The organism is Pseudomonas benzenivorans (assembly GCF_024397895.1).
Lineage (GTDB): Bacteria > Pseudomonadota > Gammaproteobacteria > Pseudomonadales > Pseudomonadaceae > Aquipseudomonas > Aquipseudomonas benzenivorans_A.
On the sequence record NZ_CP073346.1, the window covers coordinates 2031302 to 2047979 of the forward strand.

A 16678-nucleotide genomic window follows, 5' to 3' on the forward strand; every position below is an offset into this window, starting at 1 on the left:
ACGCGCGGTCTATCTGCACACCCCTTCTTCGTTGAGGACACGGCTTATGGTTCTGCGTTCGCAAATACTCGCCCACAAACTCGAACTGCCCACTGCCGAGCAGGCCCTGCCCGGCCGCGCCACGCCGCTGCCGGTGCCCCAGGCCCACTACGTCAACGGCAATCCGCTGCAGCCGCCCTTTCCCGCCGGCCTGCAACAAGCCGTGTTTGCTCTCGGCTGTTTCTGGGGCGCCGAACGGCGCTTCTGGCAGCAGCCGGGGGTGTGGACCACCGCAGTCGGCTATGCCGGCGGCCACACGCCGAACCCGACCTACGAGGAAACCTGCTCGGGCCTGACCGGCCACACCGAAGCGGTGCTGGTGGTCTTCGACCCGCAGCAGACCAGCTTCGAGGCCCTTCTGAAGGTGTTCTGGGAGGCGCACAACCCGACCCAGGGCATGCGCCAGGGCAATGACGTCGGCAGCCAGTACCGCTCGGCGATCTACTGCCAGGATGCCGCCCAACTGGACGCCGCCCTGGCCAGCCAGGCCGCCTTCCAGGCCGAACTGGACAAGGCCGGCCTCGGCGCCATCACCACCGAGATCGCCGAGGCGCCACCCTTCTACTATGCCGAGGCCTATCACCAGCAGTACCTGGCGAAGAACCCCGGCGGCTACTGCGGTCTCGGTGGCACCGGGGTGTGCCTGCCGGCCTGACGCGGCCGCGACGGCCCGGCTCAGCCGGGCGCCTTTTCCTCGATCAGCCAGTCCAGGCGCCAGCCGCCCTGGCCCTGGGCCAGGCGCTCGGCCAGCCAGGGCAGCAGCTGCCTGAGTTCCTCCTCCAGGCCCCAGGGCGGATTGCTGATGACCAGGCCGGAGCCGTTCAGGCGCTGCGCCTCGTCGGTCGACTGCACGTAGAGCTCGACGCGCAGCAGCTTGGGCGCCGCACTCTTTTCCAGGTCGCGGTAGAAGCGCTTGAGCTGGTCCAGCGCCTTGATCGGATACCAGATCGCCACCACCGCCTGACGCATGCGGCCGATGGCCTCGTTCAGCGACTGCACGCAGCGCTCCAGCTCATCGGCCTTCTCGAACGGCGGGTCGATCAGCAGCAGCACGCGCTTTTCCCGCGTCGGCAGCAGGGCCCGCGGCACGTGCCAGCCCTCGCCCAGGTGCACGGCCACGCGCCGATCGCCGGCCATGTTCTCCTTGAGCAGGCGGCCGTCTTCCGGGTGCTTCTCGTTGAGCTGCAGGCGGTCCTGCTCGCGGCTGAGCAGGCGCACCAGTTCCGGCGAACCCGGGTAGTGGCGCAGCACGCCATCCGGGTTCATGGCGCGCACCACCTCGAGGTAGTCGAGCAATTGATCCGGCACGTCCTCGGCCTGCCACAGGCGGGCGATGCCCTCCAGCCACTCACCGGTGCGGCTGGCCTGATCGCCAGCCAGGTCATAGAGACCGACGCCGGCATGACTGTCGAGGTAGGCGAAGGGGGCCTCCTTGCGCGACAGCAGGGCGATCAGGCGACAGAGAATCAGGTGTTTCAGCACGTCGGCGTGGTTGCCGGCGTGAAAGGCATGGCGGTAGTTCATCGGGGCTCCCTCGGGACAGGGGCGCAGTGTAACCGCCAGCGGCCACCGGCGACGAACCGACACACAATTGTGGCAAGCTGCCCCGGTCACACAGCCCTTGGCCAAGGAGGCCCCCATGAACCTGCAGGAACTGCTCGGCAGCGAACTTCCCATCATCCAGGCGCCCATGGCCGGCGCCCAGGACCAGCGCCTGGCCATCGCCGTATGCCAGGCCGGCGGCCTTGGCTCGCTGCCGGCGGCCATGCTCGACGCCGCCGCCCTGCGCACACAGTTGCTGGCCCTGCGGGCTGCCACCGCGCGGCCGTGCAACCTGAATTTCTTCTGCCACCCGCAGCCACAACCGGATGCCGCGCGCGAGGCGGCCTGGCGGCAGCGGCTCGCCCCCCTCTACGCCGAGTTCGAGCTCGACCCCGAGACCATCCCTTCCGGCCCCGGACGCCAGCCGTTCGACGCGGCCATGGCCGATCTGGTGGAGGAGTTGCGCCCGGCGGTGGTCAGCTTCCACTTCGGTCTGCCGGCGCCCGACTTGCTGCAGCGGGTACGGGCCAGCGGCGCGAAGATCCTCGGCTGCGCCACCACGGTGCGCGAGGCCCTGTGGCTCGAAGCCCGCGGCGTCGATGCGATCATCGCCCAGGGCCTCGAAGCCGGCGGCCATCGCGGCCTGTTCCTCGACATGGACCTGTCCAGCCAGCTCGGCACCTTCGCCCTGCTGCCGCAGGTGGTGCAGGCCGTGGGCCTGCCGGTGATCGCCGCCGGCGGTGTCGGCGACGCCCGCGGCGTGGCCGCGGCCCGGACGCTGGGCGCGGCCGGGGTGCAGGTCGGCAGCGCCTACCTGCTGTGTCCCGAGGCCACTACCAGTGCGGTACACCGCGCCGCCCTGCAGAGTCCGGCGGCGCAGCACACCGCCCTGACCACCCTGTTCAGCGGCCGCCCCGCACGCGGCATCGTCAACCGCCTGATGCGCAGCCTCGGGGCCATGCCCGACGGTGTGCCAGCCTTCCCCCTGGCAGGCGCTGCCATCGCGCCCCTGCGCGCCGCCGCCGAAAGCCGGGACCTGGGCGACTGCTCGCCGCTCTGGGCCGGGCAGAACCTCGCCGGCTGCCGGCCCATCGGCGCCGCCGAGCTGACCCAGCAACTGGCCGCGGGGCTGGCCATGTGAACCTTTATCACGCCCATCGATAGTGCTGGGCAGCCCATGAGCGGCTGCCTAGACTCGGCCCCATTCACTGGAGGCCCGACCATGTCCGAGACCCTGCTGAGCGCCCGCAACCTGGCCTTCGAGCTCTACGAAGTGCTCGATGCCCAAGCCCTGACCGAGCGCGAACGCTTCGCCGACCACAGCCGCGAAACCTTCGACGCCGCCATCGACACGGCGCGCAGCATCGCCGAACGCCTGTATGCCCCGCACAACCGCAAGGGCGACGAACAGGAGCCGCAGTACGTCGACGGGGCCGCCGTGCTGATCGACGAAGTCGCACCGGCCCTGAAGGCCTTCCATGAGGCGGGGTTTCTCAACGCTACCCGCGACTTCGAGGCCGGCGGCATGCAGCTGCCCAACCTGCTGTCCCAGGCCTGTTTCGCCCATTTCCAGGCGGCCAACATCGCCACCAGCTCCTACTCGCTGCTGACCATGGGCGCGGCCAACCTGATCGAGGCCTTCGGCAGCCCGGAGCAGAAGGAGCGCTTCCTCCAGCCTATGCTCGAGGGCCGCTGCTTTGGCACCATGGCCCTGACCGAGCCCCATGCCGGCTCCTCCCTGTCGGATATCCGCACCCGCGCCGAACCGGCCGCCGACGGCAGCTACCGGATCCGCGGCAACAAGATCTTCATTTCCGGCGGCGACCAGCCGATTTCCGAGAATATCGTGCACATGGTCCTGGCCAGGCTGCCGGACGCGCCGCCCGGGGTGAAGGGCATCAGCCTGTTTATCGTGCCGAAGTTCCTGGTCGGCGACGACGGCGCCCTCGGCCCGCGCAACGACGTGCTGCTGGCCGGGCTGTTCCACAAGATGGGCTGGCGCGGCACCACCTCCACCGCGCTGAACTTCGGCGACAACGGCGACTGCGTCGGCTACCTGCTGGGCCAGCCGCACCAGGGCCTGTCCTACATGTTCCAGATGATGAACGAGGCGCGCATCGGCGTCGGCATGGGCGCCACCATGCTCGGCTACGCCGGCTACCTGTATTCCCTGGACTACGCCCGCCAGCGCCCCCAGGGCCGCCAGCCCGACGGCAAGGACCCGAGCAGCGCGCAGGTGGCGATCCTCGAGCACGCCGACGTGCGGCGCATGCTGCTGGCCCAGAAGGCCTACGTCGAAGGCGCCTTCGACCTCGGCCTGTATGCCGCGCGGCTGTTCGACGACACCCAGACCCTGGCCGACGAGCAGGCGCGCAAGGACGCCCTGGAACTGCTCGACCTGCTCACCCCGATCGTCAAGTCCTGGCCCTCGGAGTTCTGCCTCAAGGCCAACGAACTGGCGATCCAGGTCCTCGGCGGTCACGGCTACACCCGCGAGTACCCGGTGGAGCAGTACTACCGCGACAACCGGCTCAACCCGATCCACGAGGGCACCCACGGCATCCAGTCCCTCGACCTGCTCGGGCGCAAGGTGGCGATGAACGGCGGCGCTGCGCTCAAGCAACTGCTCAAGCTGATCCAGAGCACCTGCCAGCGCGCCGAGGCTCATCGGTCGCTGGACGCCCTGCGCCAGCCCCTGGAGCAGCTGCTGGCGCGCCTGCAGGCGGTGACCCTGGCCCTGCTCGGCGACCTGATGAGCGGCCAGGTCAACCAGGGCCTGGCCAACTCGGCGCTGTACCTCAAGGTGTTCGGCCACCTGGTCATCGGCTGGCGCTGGCTGGAACAGGCGATTCGCGCCGAGCAGGGCCTGGCCGGCGGCCAGGCGGCCGACGCCGACTTCTATCGCGGCAAACTGCAGGCCGCGCGCTACTTCCTGACCTGGGAAGTGCCGGGCTGCCAGCACGAACTGGCGCTACTGGAGGCCCGCGACGACTGCACCTTGAGCATGCAGGGGGCCTGGTTCTAAGCGCCCGGCGCCGTGTACGCAATCACCCCGCCCTGGCGGGGTGTTTTTTTGACAGCGCGGCAAAGGCGCGGGTTAGAATCACTGGCACGCGCCATGCATAAGGCGCCCTCTCCTTATAACCCGGAGCAGCCCCTTGGACGCCAGCGCCATCAATAACCTGTTCCTGATCGGTGCATTGCTGGTGGCCCTGAGCATCCTGGTCAGCGCCCTCGGCTCGCGCTTCGGCATCCCCATCCTGGTGATCTTCCTCGCCGTCGGCATGCTCGCCGGCACCGACGGCCCTGGCGGCATCGACTTCGCCGACTACTCCCTGGCCTACCTGGTGGGCAACCTGGCGCTGGCGGTGATCCTCCTCGACGGCGGCATGCGCACCCGGGTCAAGAGTTTCCGGGTGGCGCTCTGGCCCTCCCTGTCGCTGGCCACCGCCGGCGTGCTGATCACTGCCGGACTGACCGGCATCGCCGCCGCCTGGCTGTTCGACCTGAGCCTGGTGGAGGGCCTGCTGATCGGCGCCATCGTCGGCTCCACCGATGCCGCCGCGGTGTTCAGCCTGCTCGGCGGACGCGGCCTCAACGAGCGGGTCAGCGCCACCCTGGAGATCGAGTCCGGCAGCAACGACCCGATGGCGGTGTTCCTCACAGTGACCCTGATCGCCATGCTGGTCCGAGGACAGAGCGGCTTCAGCTGGGACCTGATTCTTCAGCTGTTGCTGCAGTTCGGCCTCGGCGGCGTGCTGGGCCTGGGTGGCGGCTGGCTGCTGCTCAACCTGGTCAACCGCATGAGCCTGGCCAACGGCCTCTACCCGCTGCTGGTGGTCAGCGGCGGGTTGATCATCTTCGCCATCACCAACGCCGTGGGCGGCAGCGGTTTCCTCGCCATCTACCTGTGCGGCCTGCTGCTGGGCAACCGGCCGATCCGCTCGCGCCACGGCATCCTGCACATGCTCGACGGCCTGGCCTGGCTCAGCCAGATCGGCATGTTCCTGGTCCTCGGCCTGCTGGTCACCCCCCATGAGCTGCTGCCCATCGCCCTGCCAGCCCTGGGCCTGGCGCTGTGGATGATCCTGATCGCCCGGCCGCTGTCGATCTACCTGGGCCTGCTGCCATTTCGCGGCTTCCACGACCGCGAGAAACTGTTCATCGCCTGGGTCGGCCTGCGCGGCGCGGTGCCGATCATTCTCGCCGTATTCCCGCTGATGGCCGGACTGGAGAACGCCCAGCTGTTCTTCAATTTGGCCTTCTTCATCGTCCTGGTCTCGCTGCTGCTGCAGGGCACCAGCCTGCCCTGGGTGGCCAAGTGGCTGCGGGTCACCGTGCCACCGGAGCCGGCACCGGTGTCGCGGGCCGGCCTGGAGGTGCACCCGACCAGCCAGTGGGAGCTGTTCATCTACCGCCTGGGTGCCGAGAAGTGGTGCATCGGCGCCGCCCTGCGCGAGCTGAAGATGCCCAAAGGCACGCGTATCGCCGCGCTGTTTCGCGGCCAGGAACTGCTCCACCCATCCGGCAGCACCACCCTGCACTCAGGCGACCTGCTCTGCGTGATCGGCCACGAGCACGACCTGCCGGCCCTCGGCAAACTGTTCAGCCAGGCGCCCACCCGCGGCCAGGATCTGCGCTTCTTCGGCGACTTCGTGCTGGAAGGCGACGCCGAGTTGAGCGCGGTGGCGGCGCTCTACGGCCTGAAGCTCGACGGCCTCAACGGTGCCCAGCCCCTGGGCCGCTTCATCGCCCACGAGATCGGCGGTGAACCGGTGATCGGCGACCAGGTCGAATGGCAGGGCCTGACCTGGACAGTCGCGGCAATGGAAGGGAACAAGATCCGCAAGGTCGGCGTCAGATTCCCGGAAGGCACGCGCCCGGGCCCGGGCCTGTTCCTCTAAACTCAGCACTTTCATTCGAGCCGTACGATCGCGCCCATGCCCTTTTTCCGTATTGTCTTCACCGCAGCACTGCTCGGGCTCTGCCTGGGCGCCCCCCTGGCCCAGGCCGTCGACTCGACGAAGCTCGCCGAGGTCAAGCGCAACCTCGACAACCTGGCCGAGCGCAAGCTGCCGGAAGCCGAGCTGCAGGCGCTCAAGCAGACCTACGAGAAGACCCTGAGCCTGCTGATGGAGCAGGCCGACAGCGAAAAGCGCCTGAAAGAACTCAAGCAGCAACTCGACCAGGCACCGCGCCTGATTGCCGAGGCGCAGCGCGAGCTGGGACAGCTCAAGGCCAGTCAGCCGCCGCCGGCGGCCCAGCGCCATGCCAACTCCGCGGTGCCGCAGCTCGAGCAGCAGATCGCCGAGCGCAGCAGCCAGCTGGGCGAATGGCAGAAGCAGCTCAGCGACGCCAACAGCCTGATCATCACCGCGCAGACCCGCCCCGAGCGCGCCCAGGCCGAGATCAGCAGCAACCAGACCCGCACCCAGGACATCAACAACGCCCTGAAGAGCGGCAAGGAAAGCGGCAAGCCGCTGACCACCGAACGCCGCGACCTGCTCAGCGTCGAGCTGGGCCAGCTCAACGCGAAAACCCAGCTGCGCCGTCAGGAGCTGGCCGGCAACAGCCTGCTGCAGGACCTCGGCAATGCCCAGCGCGATCTGCTCGAGGAGCGCATCAAGCGCGCCGAGCAGGAGCTGCTCGACCTGCAGACCCTAGTCAACGAGAAGCGCCGCGCGCAATCGGAGAAGACCGTCGCCGAACAGTCCCGCGAGGCCGAGAAGGCCGGTTCCGACAAGCTGCTGGCCAGCCAGAGCGCGCGCAACCTGAAACTCTCCGACTACCTGCTGAAGGCTACCGACCGGCTCAACGAGCTGACCCAGCTGAACCTGCAGACCAAACAGAAGCTCGACAGCCTCAACCAGAGCGACCAGGCCCTGGACGAGCAGATCAGCGTGCTGCAAGGCAGCCTGCTGCTGTCGAAGATCCTCTACCAACAGAAACAGGCGCTGCCCGCCCTCGAGCTGGACAACAACCTGGCCAATGAGATCGCCGACCTGCGCCTCTATCAGTTCGAGCTGAACCAGCAGCGCGAGCGCCTCAGCAACCCGACGGCCTATGTCGAGCAACAGCTCGCCAAGCAGCCGCCCGAGGAAGTCACCCCCGAGCTGCGCAACGCCCTGCTCGAGCTGATCAACACCCGCCGCGAACTGCTCGATCGCCTCAATCGCGAGCTCAACGCCCTGCTCAACGAGTCGATCACCCTGCAGCTCAACCAGAAGCAGCTGCAGAGCACCGCCAGCGCGCTGCGCGCCACCCTCGACGAGCAGATGTTCTGGATCCCCAGCAACAAGCCGCTGAATCTCGAGTGGTTCAGCAGCGCCCCGGGACTGCTCAAGCGACAGATCGCCGAGCTGCCCTGGGGCGCCAACCTGCGCGCCCTGGGCGCCGGGCTGATCGAGCGGCCGGTGCTGTTCCTGCCGCTGCTGCTGCTGATCGGCCTGCTGCTGTGGAAGCGCGGCTTCCTCTACCGCAAGCTCGGCGACCTGCACCAGGACATCGGCCACTTCAAGCACGACAGCCAACTGCACACGCCCATGGCGCTTCTGCTCAACGTGCTGCTGGCCCTGCCCGGCACCCTGTTCCTGGCACTCTGCGGCCTGGCCCTGCAGCTCGACGCCCGCGGCCAGAACGCCAACCTGGGCACGGCGCTGTTCGGCATGGCCCTGGCCTGGCTGGTGTTCTACACCGTCTACCGCATCGTCACCCCGGGCGGCGTGGCCGAACTGCACTTCCACTGGCCACGCCGGCACGTGAGCTTCCTGCACCGGCAGCTGCGCTACCTCGGCCTGGTGGTGATGGCCCTGGTCGCCGTGGTCGCCGTGGCCGAACACCAACCGGCGAGCCTGGCCGAAGACGTCATCGGCATCGCGGTGGTGCTGGCCTGCTTCGGCCTGATGGCCTGGCTGCTGAACAAGCTGCTGCTCAGCGGCCCGGCACGCGAGCATGCCTCGAATTTCCGTACCCTGGTCGGCCTGCTGTTCAGCCTGCTGCCTTTGGCACTGATCGTCGCGGTCGGCTTCGGCTACTACTACACCGCACTGAAGCTCAGCGACCGCCTGATCAGCACCCTGTACCTGCTGATAATCTGGACCATAGTCGAGGCCGCCTTCGTTCGCGGCCTGGCGGTGGCGGCGAGGCGCCTGGCCTATCAGCGGGCCATGGCCAAGCGCCTGAACCCGCCCAAGGAGGGCGCGGAAGGCGAAGCGGTGGTCGAGGAGCCGACCCTGGACATCGAACAGGTCAACCAGCAGTCGCTGCGGCTGATCCGCCTGACCCTGCTCGGCCTGTTCATCGCCGGCCTCTATTGGGTCTGGGCCGACCTGCTGTCGGTATTCGCCTACCTGGACAACATCAGCCTCTACGAATACACCAGCGGCAGCGGCGACAATGCCAGCCTGGTGCCCATCAGCCTCAGCGACGTGCTCGGCGCCCTGGTCATAGTGGCCATCACCGTGGCCCTGGCCCGCAACCTGCCGGGCCTGCTCGAAGTGCTGGTGCTGTCGCGCATGAGCCTGGCCCAGGGCAGCGCCTACGCCACCACCACCCTGCTGTCCTACGTGATAGTCGGCGTCGGCTTCGTGGTCACCCTGTCGACCCTCGGGGTCAGCTGGGACAAGCTGCAATGGCTGGTGGCGGCGCTCTCGGTGGGCCTGGGCTTCGGCCTGCAGGAGATCTTCGCCAACTTCATCTCCGGCCTGATCATCCTGTTCGAGCGCCCGGTGCGCATCGGCGACGTGGTGACCATCGGCAACCTCTCCGGCACGGTCAGCCGCATCCGCATCCGCGCCACCACCATCACCGATTTCGACCGCAAAGAAATCATCGTGCCGAACAAGACCTTCGTCACCGATCAGCTGATCAACTGGTCGCTGAACGACACCGTCACACGGGTGATCATCAAGATCGGCGTGGCCTACGAGACCGACCTGCCGCTGGCCCGCGAGCTGATGATGCAGGCCGTCACGGAGAATCCGCGGGTGCTGCGCGACCCCGAGCCGCAGCTGTTCTTCCTGACCATCAGCGCCAGCACCTTCGACTACGAGCTGCGCTTCCACGTGCGCGAACTGGGCGATCGCAACGCCTCCACCGACGAGATCCTCACCCGCATCGCCCTGAGCTTCCGCGAGCACAAGGTCGAGATGGCCTTCAACCAGGTCGAGGTGACGCTGAAGAACCAGCACGGCCAGGAGCTCGACCTCGGCACCGGCCAGGCCACCCTCGCCCAGCACCCGCAAGGACAGCCACAGCCGGCGGCGCCGGCAGTCGACCCGCAATGAGCCACGGGGTATGGTCAGGGACTCGGCTCCCTGGCCACGCCGCGGCCGAAACCGAAGCGCGCGCCAGCGGTTCGCCCACCACCCTCCAGGAGAGTTGTCTTGAAGTCGCTCACCGACCTGACCTTCGATAATCGCTTCGCCCGCCTCGGCGACGCGTTTTCCACCGAGGTGCTGCCCGAGCCGATCGCCGAGCCACGCCTGGTGGTGGCCAGCACGGCAGCCATGGCCCTGCTCGACCTCGACCCGGCGGAGGCCGAACTCCCGGAGTTCGCCGAGCTGTTCGCCGGACACAAGCTGTGGAACGACGCCGAACCCCGGGCGATGGTCTATTCCGGCCATCAGTTCGGCGTGTACAACCCGCGCCTGGGCGACGGCCGCGGCCTGCTGCTCGGCGAGGTGCTCAACGACGCCGGCGAGCACTGGGACCTGCACCTCAAGGGTGCCGGCCAGACCCCCTATTCGCGCATGGGCGACGGCCGCGCGGTACTGCGCAGCTCGATCCGCGAGTTCCTCGCCAGCGAGCATCTGCACGCCCTAGGCATCCCCACCTCGCGGGCGCTGTGCGTCACCGCCTCGAGCACCCCGGTGTGGCGTGAGAAGCAGGAGAGCGCCGCCATGCTGCTGCGCCTGGCGCGCAGCCACGTGCGCTTCGGCCACTTCGAGTATTTCTACTACACCCGCCAGCCGGAGCAGCTGAAACAGCTCGGCGAGCACGTGCTGAACTGCCACTTCCCCGGCTGCCTGCCCCAGGACGAGCCCTACCTGGCGATGTTCCGCGAGGTGGTCGAGCGCAACGCCGCGCTGATCGCCCACTGGCAGGCCTACGGCTTCTGCCACGGGGTGATGAACAGCGACAACATGTCGATCCTCGGCATCACCTTCGACTACGGCCCCTACGCCTTCCTCGACGACTTCGACGCCAAGCACATCTGCAACCACTCGGACGACACCGGACGCTACAGCTTCAGCAACCAGGTGCCGATCGCCCAGTGGAACCTGGCCGCCCTCGGCCAGGCCCTGACCACCTTCGTCGAAATCGACGCCCTGCGCGAGGCGCTGGCCCTGTTCATGCCCCTGTATCAGGCCCACTACCTCGACCTGATGCGCCGGCGCCTGGGCCTGCGCAGCGCCGAGGAAGGCGACGAGGCCCTGGTGCAGCGCCTGCTGCAGCTGATGCAGGGCAGCGCGGTGGACTACAGCCAGTTCTTCCGCCGCCTGGGCGACAGCCCGCCGCAACAGGCCCTGGCGAGCCTGCGCGAAGACTTCGTCGACCTGGCCGGCTTCGACGCCTGGGCCGCCGACTACCTGCCGCGCAGCCTGCGCGACTATGGCGAGCAGGACCAAGGGCAACGCCAGGCGCGCATGCACGCGGTCAACCCCAAGTACATCCTGCGCAACTACCTGGCCCAGCAAGCCATCGAGGCCGCCGAGCAGGGCGACTATGCCCCGGTGCGCGAACTGCACGCCGTACTCAGCCGGCCCTTCGACGAACAACCGGGCATGGAGCGCTATGCCCAGCGCCCGCCGGACTGGGGCAAGCACCTGGCCATCAGCTGCTCCTCCTAGTCCACGTCGGGCCTTTCTGCAGGGTGGATGGGTGCAGCGTCATCCACCCTGCGCATCGGCCAGCAGCCATTCCAGCCCCATCGCCACATGCCGCTCGCAGCTGTCCAGCAGCGGCAGCGGCGAGGCGACGCCCTCGAGCAGCAGGCCGATCTCGGTGCAGCCCAGTATCGCCACCTCGGCACCGTCCTCGCGCAGCTGCTCCAGGCACTCCAGGTAGAAGGCCCGGGCCGGGGCGCTGAACTGGCCGCGGCAGAACTCGGCGAAGATCAGCCGATCGATCTCGGCCATGGCCGGCACCGTGGGCACCAGCAGCTCAATGCCGAAGCGCTGGGCCAGGCGCTGGCGGTAGAAGTCTTCCTGCATGGTGAAGCGGGTGCCGAGCAAGGCCGCGCGGCGCGCGCCCCCGGCCTGCAGGGCCTGGCCGACTGCGTCGCCAATGTGCAGCAAGGGAATCTCCAGCGCCACCTCGATGGCTGGCGCCACCTTGTGCATGGTGTTGGTGGCCAACAGCAGCGCCTCGGCCCCGGCGCGCTGTACCCCCTGGGCCGCTGTCGCCAGCACTTGCCCGGCGGCCTGCCAGTCCTCCTGCCGCTGCAGCTCGGCGATCTGGGCGAAATCCACCGAGTGCAGCAGCAAGGGGGCCGAATGCAGACCGCCCAGGCGCTCGCGCACCCCCTGGTTGAGTAGCCGGTAGTAGCTGGCCGTGGACTCCCAGCTCATGCCGCCGAGGATGCCTAATGGACGCATGGATCGCACCTCAAGAAAAAAGAACCGAGCCTAGCCCGCAGGCGATTTCAGTCACAGGCACAGCGCCTGATCGGATGAGCATTACAGCCTTCTCCATCAAGTAGAAAAGGCATATAAACCTTCTCAAACATTCTTAGACTATCTAAGCAAAGGCCACTATCTTGGCGACCTTGCGCGGCCGCCGCTTGGCGGGCCTGCCACCTCACACGAGATTCGCACGCTAAGGACGAAGATGTTCTGGGACTCTCTGCCGTTGCTGTTCGTCGGCGCTCTGCTGGTCTGGGTGCTGGTTGCCTTTGTCCGCGAGACGTGGAGCCCGGACGTGGTGGCGGCGATCGCCGTGGCCGCCCTGCTGGTGACCCAGCTGCTGGAGCCCAGGGAAGTGCTCAGCGTGCTGAGCAACTCGGCGCCGGTGACCATCGCCTGCATGTTCGTGCTGTCCGCCGCCCTGGAGCGCACCGGCTGCATCGACGCCCTGGGCAACTGGCTGGGCAACCTGGTCGGCACCAGCCCGATCCGCGTGCTGACCGGCCTGACCCTCACCGCCCTGGTGATTTCCGCCTGCCTGAACAACACCCCGGTGGTGGCCATCCTCACCCCGGTGGCCATCTCCCTGGCCCGCCGCGCCGGCACCCAGCCGTCCAAGCTGCTGATCCCGCTGTCCTACGCCACCATCCTCGGCGGCACCCTGACCATGATCGGCACCTCGACCAACATCCTGGTCGACGGCGTGGCGCGCAAGGCCGGTCTGGCGCCCTTCGGCATCTTCGAGATCACCGGCGCCGGGCTGATTCTCGCCGCGGTCGGCATGCTCTACCTGCTGACCATCGGCCGCCACCTGCTGCCGCAGCGCGAAACCCTGTCCAAGCAGCTGCGTCCGGATCTGGAGCGCACCTTCATGACCGAACTGCTGGTGCCGCAGGATTCGCCGGTGGTCGGCAAGACCCTGGCCGAGGCCAGCCTCAACGGCGGCGCCGGTCTGCAGGTGCTCAAGCTGTTCCGTGAGGACCTGGAACTCACCGAGCCGCCCCATCACACCCAGCTGGCCAGCGGCGACCGCCTGGTGCTGCACGGCCAGGTGAAGAACGTGGTCGAACTGCGCGAAAGCGGCCACCTGTCGTTCAATCGCGGCGATGCCTTCGAGACCATCAGCAGCCATGACGTGATCCTCGCCGAGGCCATAGTCGGGCGTAACTCGCGCTACAGCCACCGGCCCATGCGCGACCTCGACCTCACCGCGCGCTACGGCATCGCGGTGCTCGCCGTGCACCGCCAGGACGAGAACATCCAGGGCAACCTCGACGACTTCGAACTGCAGTTCGGCGACGTGATGCTGGTCGAGGGCACCCCGGCGCAGATCAAGCGCTTCGCCGACAACGGCGAGCTGATCAGCCTCAATGCCGTGCAGGAGCGTGCCTTCCGCCGCGACAAGGCGCCGATCGCCATCATCGCCACCCTGGCGGTGATGCTCCTGGCCGCCCTCGGGGTGATGCCCATCGAAGGCCTGGCGATCATCGGCGCGGTGACCGTGCTGGCGACCCGCTGCCTGGACGTGGAGGATGCCTACAAGGCGGTGGACTGGAAGATCCTCAGCCTGATCTTCGGCATGCTGGCGATCAGCATCGCCATGGACAAGGTCGGCCTGGTCAAGCTGCTGGTCGAGAACATGACGACCCTGATGCCCGGTGCCGGCCCGCTGCTGATGCTGTCGCTGATCTACCTGTTCACCTCGATCCTCACCGAGGTGCTGTCGAACAACGCGGTGGCCGTGCTGGTCACCCCCATCGCCATCGGCCTGGCCCAGCACCTGGGGGTCGACCCGCGGGCCTTCGTGGTGGCGGTGATGTTCGCCGCCAGCGCCAGCTTCGCCACACCGATCGGCTACCAGACCAACACCTTCGTCTACAACGCCGGCGGTTACCGCTTCACCGACTTCATGAAGGTCGGTATTCCGCTCAACCTGCTGCTCTGGGCGGTGGCGTCCGTGGTGATTCCGCTGTTCTGGCCGCTGACCCCGGTCTAAGCGACAACGATCGGTCGTTGCCCTTGGCCACGCTCAGCCCTACCGACATTGACCGGGGCTGGACGCTTTCTTCATGCTGCGCTCCTCGTCACTTGCCCGAAGGAACGTCGCATGAAACTGGAAACCCTGGCCATTCACGCCGGCTACAGCCCCGACCCCACCACCAAGGCGGTGGCGGTACCGATCTACCAGACCAGCTCCTACGCCTTCGACGACACCCAACACGGTGCCGACCTGTTCGACCTGAAGGTCGCCGGCAACATCTACTCGCGGATCATGAACCCGACCAACGACGTGCTGGAGCAGCGCATCGCGGCGCTGGAAGGTGGCGTCGGGGCACTGGCCGTGGCCTCGGGTATGGCGGCCATCACCTACGCCATCCAGACCGTGGCCGAGGCCGGCGACAACATCGTCTCGGTGGCCAAGCTGTATGGCGGCACCTACAACCTGCTCGCGCATACCCTGCCGCGTTTCGGCATTCAGACCCGCTTCGCCGCCCATGACGACATCGCCGCCCTGGAAGCGCTGATCGACGACAGGACCAAGGCGGTGTTCTGCGAGTCCATCGGCAACCCGGCGGGCAACATCGTCGACCTGCAGGCCCTGGCCGATGCCGCGCACCGTCATGGCGTGCCGCTGATCGTCGACAACACCGTGGCCACGCCGATCCTCTGCCGGCCCTTCGAGCACGGCGCCGACATCGTCGTGCATTCGCTGACCAAGTACATTGGCGGCCACGGCACCAGCATCGGCGGCATCGTCGTCGACTCCGGCAACTTTCCCTGGGCCGACCACAAACAGCGCTTCGCGCTGCTCAATACCCCCGACCCGTCGTACCACGGGGTGACCTACACCGAGACCTTCGGCCCAGCTGCCTTTATCGGCCGCTGCCGGGTGGTACCGCTGCGCAATACCGGGGCGGCGCTGTCGCCGTTCAACGCCTTCCTGATCCTGCAGGGTCTGGAGACCCTGGGCCTGCGCATGGAGCGCCACTGCGAGAACGCCGTGAAGGTGGCCGAGTTCCTGCAGAGCCATCCGCAAGTCGCCTGGGTCAAGTACGCCGGCCTGAGCGATCACCCCGAGCATCACCTGGCGCAGCGCTACATGCAGGGCAAGCCCGCGTCGATCCTGTCCTTCGGCATCCAGGGCGGCTTTGATGCCGGCGCCAGGTTTATCGACGCGCTGCAACTGGTGGTGCGCCTGGTGAATATTGGCGACGCCAAGTCGCTGGCCTGCCACCCCGCCTCCACCACGCACCGCCAGCTCAACGACGAGGAGCTGGAGAAGGCCGGGGTACCCCGTGACATGGTGCGCCTGTCGATTGGCATCGAGCATATCGAGGACATACTCGCCGACCTCGACCAGGCCCTCGCCGCCGCCCTGCGCGGATAGCGGCGCCGATGGCAGCTTTCAGCCGGCCGCCGCACGCGGCGCCTGGCTGGAAGCCTGCTCCAGCCAGGCCAGCTGAACGTCCCACCGCGCCGCCACCGTCTTCATCCCTCTGCTCTCATTGGTATCGTTTGGCTGAAAGCATCCCGCGCATCGCTTCGGCCCACGGCCCCAAGCGGCTGCAGACCGAGCGCACTTTCCAGCCAATCCAACTGCTGGTTCCACAGCGCGCGCGGCGTATCGCGGCGGAAGAAACCAAAGTGCCCGAGCTTGCGCAGGGCCCAGTCGGCCGGATCGACGCTCAGCACTTCGCGCTCCGCAGCTGTATAGAAACCGGCCAGGGCCTCCACCGCCCGACGCGGCCCAAAGGCCTGATCGTCGGTGATCGCCAGGAAGCGCGCCGGCGCCTGCAACTGGGCGAAATGCGGGCGCCAGGCCTTGCCATCCGTGGTGCTGATAAAGGCCGGCGTGCGGCACCAGCGCGCCCACTCCAGCGCCACCTCGCGCGGCAGCGCCTCGCCGCCGATCAGCCAGCCCGGCAACTGGCCGCAGGCGCGACTCAGCAGCGGAATCGCCGCGTACCAGTTGAACGCCAGGCGCGGCTGCTGCAGCGCCGGCCACAGCCGCCAGTAGCCAGACTGCGCGGCCACCCCGAGAAGGCCCCGAATGCGTCCGACGTTGTCGGCCAGGCCCGGCAGCTGCCCGCCCACCGAGTGGCCGAGCAGCGCCAACGGCAGATCGCCGGGCAGATGATCGAGCAGACTCGCCTGGTCGATGCTGCCCCAATGTGCCATGGTCGGCGCCGCGCCTGTCCAATCGCTCGCCCGGCTGGCCGCGATGCCCCGATAGTCATAAGTGAACACCCAGGCTCCGCGGCTGGCCGCATGTTCGGCGAAGCTTTTGTAGAAGCGCTGGCCGACGCCCGTGGCGCCGTTCATCAACAGGCTGTAGCGCGGTCGGGCCGGGCGAAAGGCCGTGACCGCCAGCGGGTAGCCATCGCGGGCGGGCAACTTATAGGTATCGATACGCATGGCGGACTCCTCGTGCAAAGACCGCCACTCTTGCCGACCGGGGGCGACCGGAAAAG

Annotated in this window: 11 protein-coding genes; 8 read left to right on the top strand and 3 right to left on the bottom strand. The window is 67.8% G+C overall.

Going from position 1 to position 16678, the window contains the following annotated elements; translation table 11 throughout:
- Positions 1 to 46 precede the first annotated feature (46 nt).
- Complete coding sequence (gene msrA, locus KDW96_RS09510; protein ID WP_255840164.1) at positions 47 to 694, top strand: peptide-methionine (S)-S-oxide reductase MsrA; 648 nt, start codon at positions 47 to 49, stop codon at positions 692 to 694.
- Between the two features lie 20 nt (positions 695 to 714).
- Here the strand turns inward: msrA and KDW96_RS09515 are convergent, their stop codons facing one another.
- Complete coding sequence (locus KDW96_RS09515) at positions 715 to 1563, bottom strand: 23S rRNA (adenine(2030)-N(6))-methyltransferase RlmJ (protein WP_255840165.1); 849 nt, start codon at positions 1561 to 1563, stop codon at positions 715 to 717.
- A 115-nt stretch (positions 1564 to 1678) separates the two neighbouring features.
- Between KDW96_RS09515 and KDW96_RS09520 the strand changes: the two genes are divergently transcribed.
- From KDW96_RS09520 to selO, 5 genes are all read left to right on the top strand, one after another.
- Positions 1679 to 2722 carry an NAD(P)H-dependent flavin oxidoreductase gene (locus tag KDW96_RS09520; protein WP_255840166.1) on the top strand — a complete coding sequence of 348 codons (1044 nt, stop codon included), beginning with the start codon at positions 1679 to 1681 and terminating at the stop codon, positions 2720 to 2722.
- Positions 2723 to 2803: 81 nt separating this feature from the next.
- Positions 2804 to 4606, top strand: coding sequence for an acyl-CoA dehydrogenase (locus tag KDW96_RS09525; RefSeq protein ID WP_255840167.1), 1803 nt, complete (start codon positions 2804 to 2806; stop codon positions 4604 to 4606).
- Positions 4607 to 4739: 133 nt separating this feature from the next.
- Positions 4740 to 6485, top strand: a complete 1746-nt coding sequence (locus KDW96_RS09530; RefSeq protein WP_255840168.1) for a potassium/proton antiporter — start codon at positions 4740 to 4742, stop codon at positions 6483 to 6485.
- A 36-nt stretch (positions 6486 to 6521) separates the two neighbouring features.
- Positions 6522 to 9866 (top strand): mechanosensitive channel MscK, encoded by a 3345-nt coding sequence (gene mscK / locus KDW96_RS09535; RefSeq protein ID WP_255840169.1) that lies wholly within the window; start codon positions 6522 to 6524, stop codon positions 9864 to 9866.
- A gap of 99 nt (positions 9867 to 9965) precedes the next feature.
- The gene (gene selO, locus KDW96_RS09540) at positions 9966 to 11432 is read left to right on the top strand and encodes a protein adenylyltransferase SelO (protein WP_255840170.1); all 1467 of its coding nucleotides are present in this window, start codon (positions 9966 to 9968) and stop codon (positions 11430 to 11432) included.
- A gap of 39 nt (positions 11433 to 11471) precedes the next feature.
- Here selO and KDW96_RS09545 read toward each other — a convergent pair whose 3' ends face one another.
- A complete protein-coding gene (locus KDW96_RS09545) occupies positions 11472 to 12179 on the bottom strand; it encodes an aspartate/glutamate racemase family protein (RefSeq protein ID WP_255840171.1) in 708 nt (235 codons plus the stop codon).
- 232 nt (positions 12180 to 12411) lie between these two features.
- Between KDW96_RS09545 and KDW96_RS09550 the strand changes: the two genes are divergently transcribed.
- Positions 12412 to 14202, top strand: coding sequence for an SLC13 family permease (locus tag KDW96_RS09550; protein ID WP_255840172.1), 1791 nt, complete (start codon positions 12412 to 12414; stop codon positions 14200 to 14202).
- A 111-nt stretch (positions 14203 to 14313) separates the two neighbouring features.
- Positions 14314 to 15594 carry a bifunctional O-acetylhomoserine aminocarboxypropyltransferase/cysteine synthase gene (locus KDW96_RS09555; RefSeq protein WP_255840173.1) on the top strand — a complete coding sequence of 427 codons (1281 nt, stop codon included), beginning with the start codon at positions 14314 to 14316 and terminating at the stop codon, positions 15592 to 15594.
- A gap of 101 nt (positions 15595 to 15695) precedes the next feature.
- Here KDW96_RS09555 and KDW96_RS09560 read toward each other — a convergent pair whose 3' ends face one another.
- Positions 15696 to 16622, bottom strand: coding sequence for an alpha/beta hydrolase family protein (locus KDW96_RS09560; RefSeq protein WP_255840174.1), 927 nt, complete (start codon positions 16620 to 16622; stop codon positions 15696 to 15698).
- Positions 16623 to 16678: the final 56 nt, after the last annotated feature.

Excerpts from the sequence above, each read along its gene's own strand:
- msrA (WP_255840164.1), top strand. The coding sequence starts at position 47 with ATGGTTCTGCGTTCGCAAATACTCGCCCACAAACTCGAACTGCCCACT.
- KDW96_RS09545 (WP_255840171.1), bottom strand. The coding sequence starts at position 12,179 with ATGCGTCCATTAGGCATCCTCGGCGGCATGAGCTGGGAGTCCACGGCC.
- KDW96_RS09525 (WP_255840167.1), top strand. The coding sequence starts at position 2,804 with ATGTCCGAGACCCTGCTGAGCGCCCGCAACCTGGCCTTCGAGCTCTAC.
- KDW96_RS09555 (WP_255840173.1), top strand. The coding sequence starts at position 14,314 with ATGAAACTGGAAACCCTGGCCATTCACGCCGGCTACAGCCCCGACCCC.
- mscK (WP_255840169.1), top strand. The coding sequence starts at position 6,522 with ATGCCCTTTTTCCGTATTGTCTTCACCGCAGCACTGCTCGGGCTCTGC.
- KDW96_RS09515 (WP_255840165.1), bottom strand. The coding sequence starts at position 1,563 with ATGAACTACCGCCATGCCTTTCACGCCGGCAACCACGCCGACGTGCTG.
- KDW96_RS09550 (WP_255840172.1), top strand. The coding sequence starts at position 12,412 with ATGTTCTGGGACTCTCTGCCGTTGCTGTTCGTCGGCGCTCTGCTGGTC.
- KDW96_RS09520 (WP_255840166.1), top strand. The coding sequence starts at position 1,679 with ATGAACCTGCAGGAACTGCTCGGCAGCGAACTTCCCATCATCCAGGCG.
- KDW96_RS09560 (WP_255840174.1), bottom strand. The coding sequence starts at position 16,622 with ATGCGTATCGATACCTATAAGTTGCCCGCCCGCGATGGCTACCCGCTG.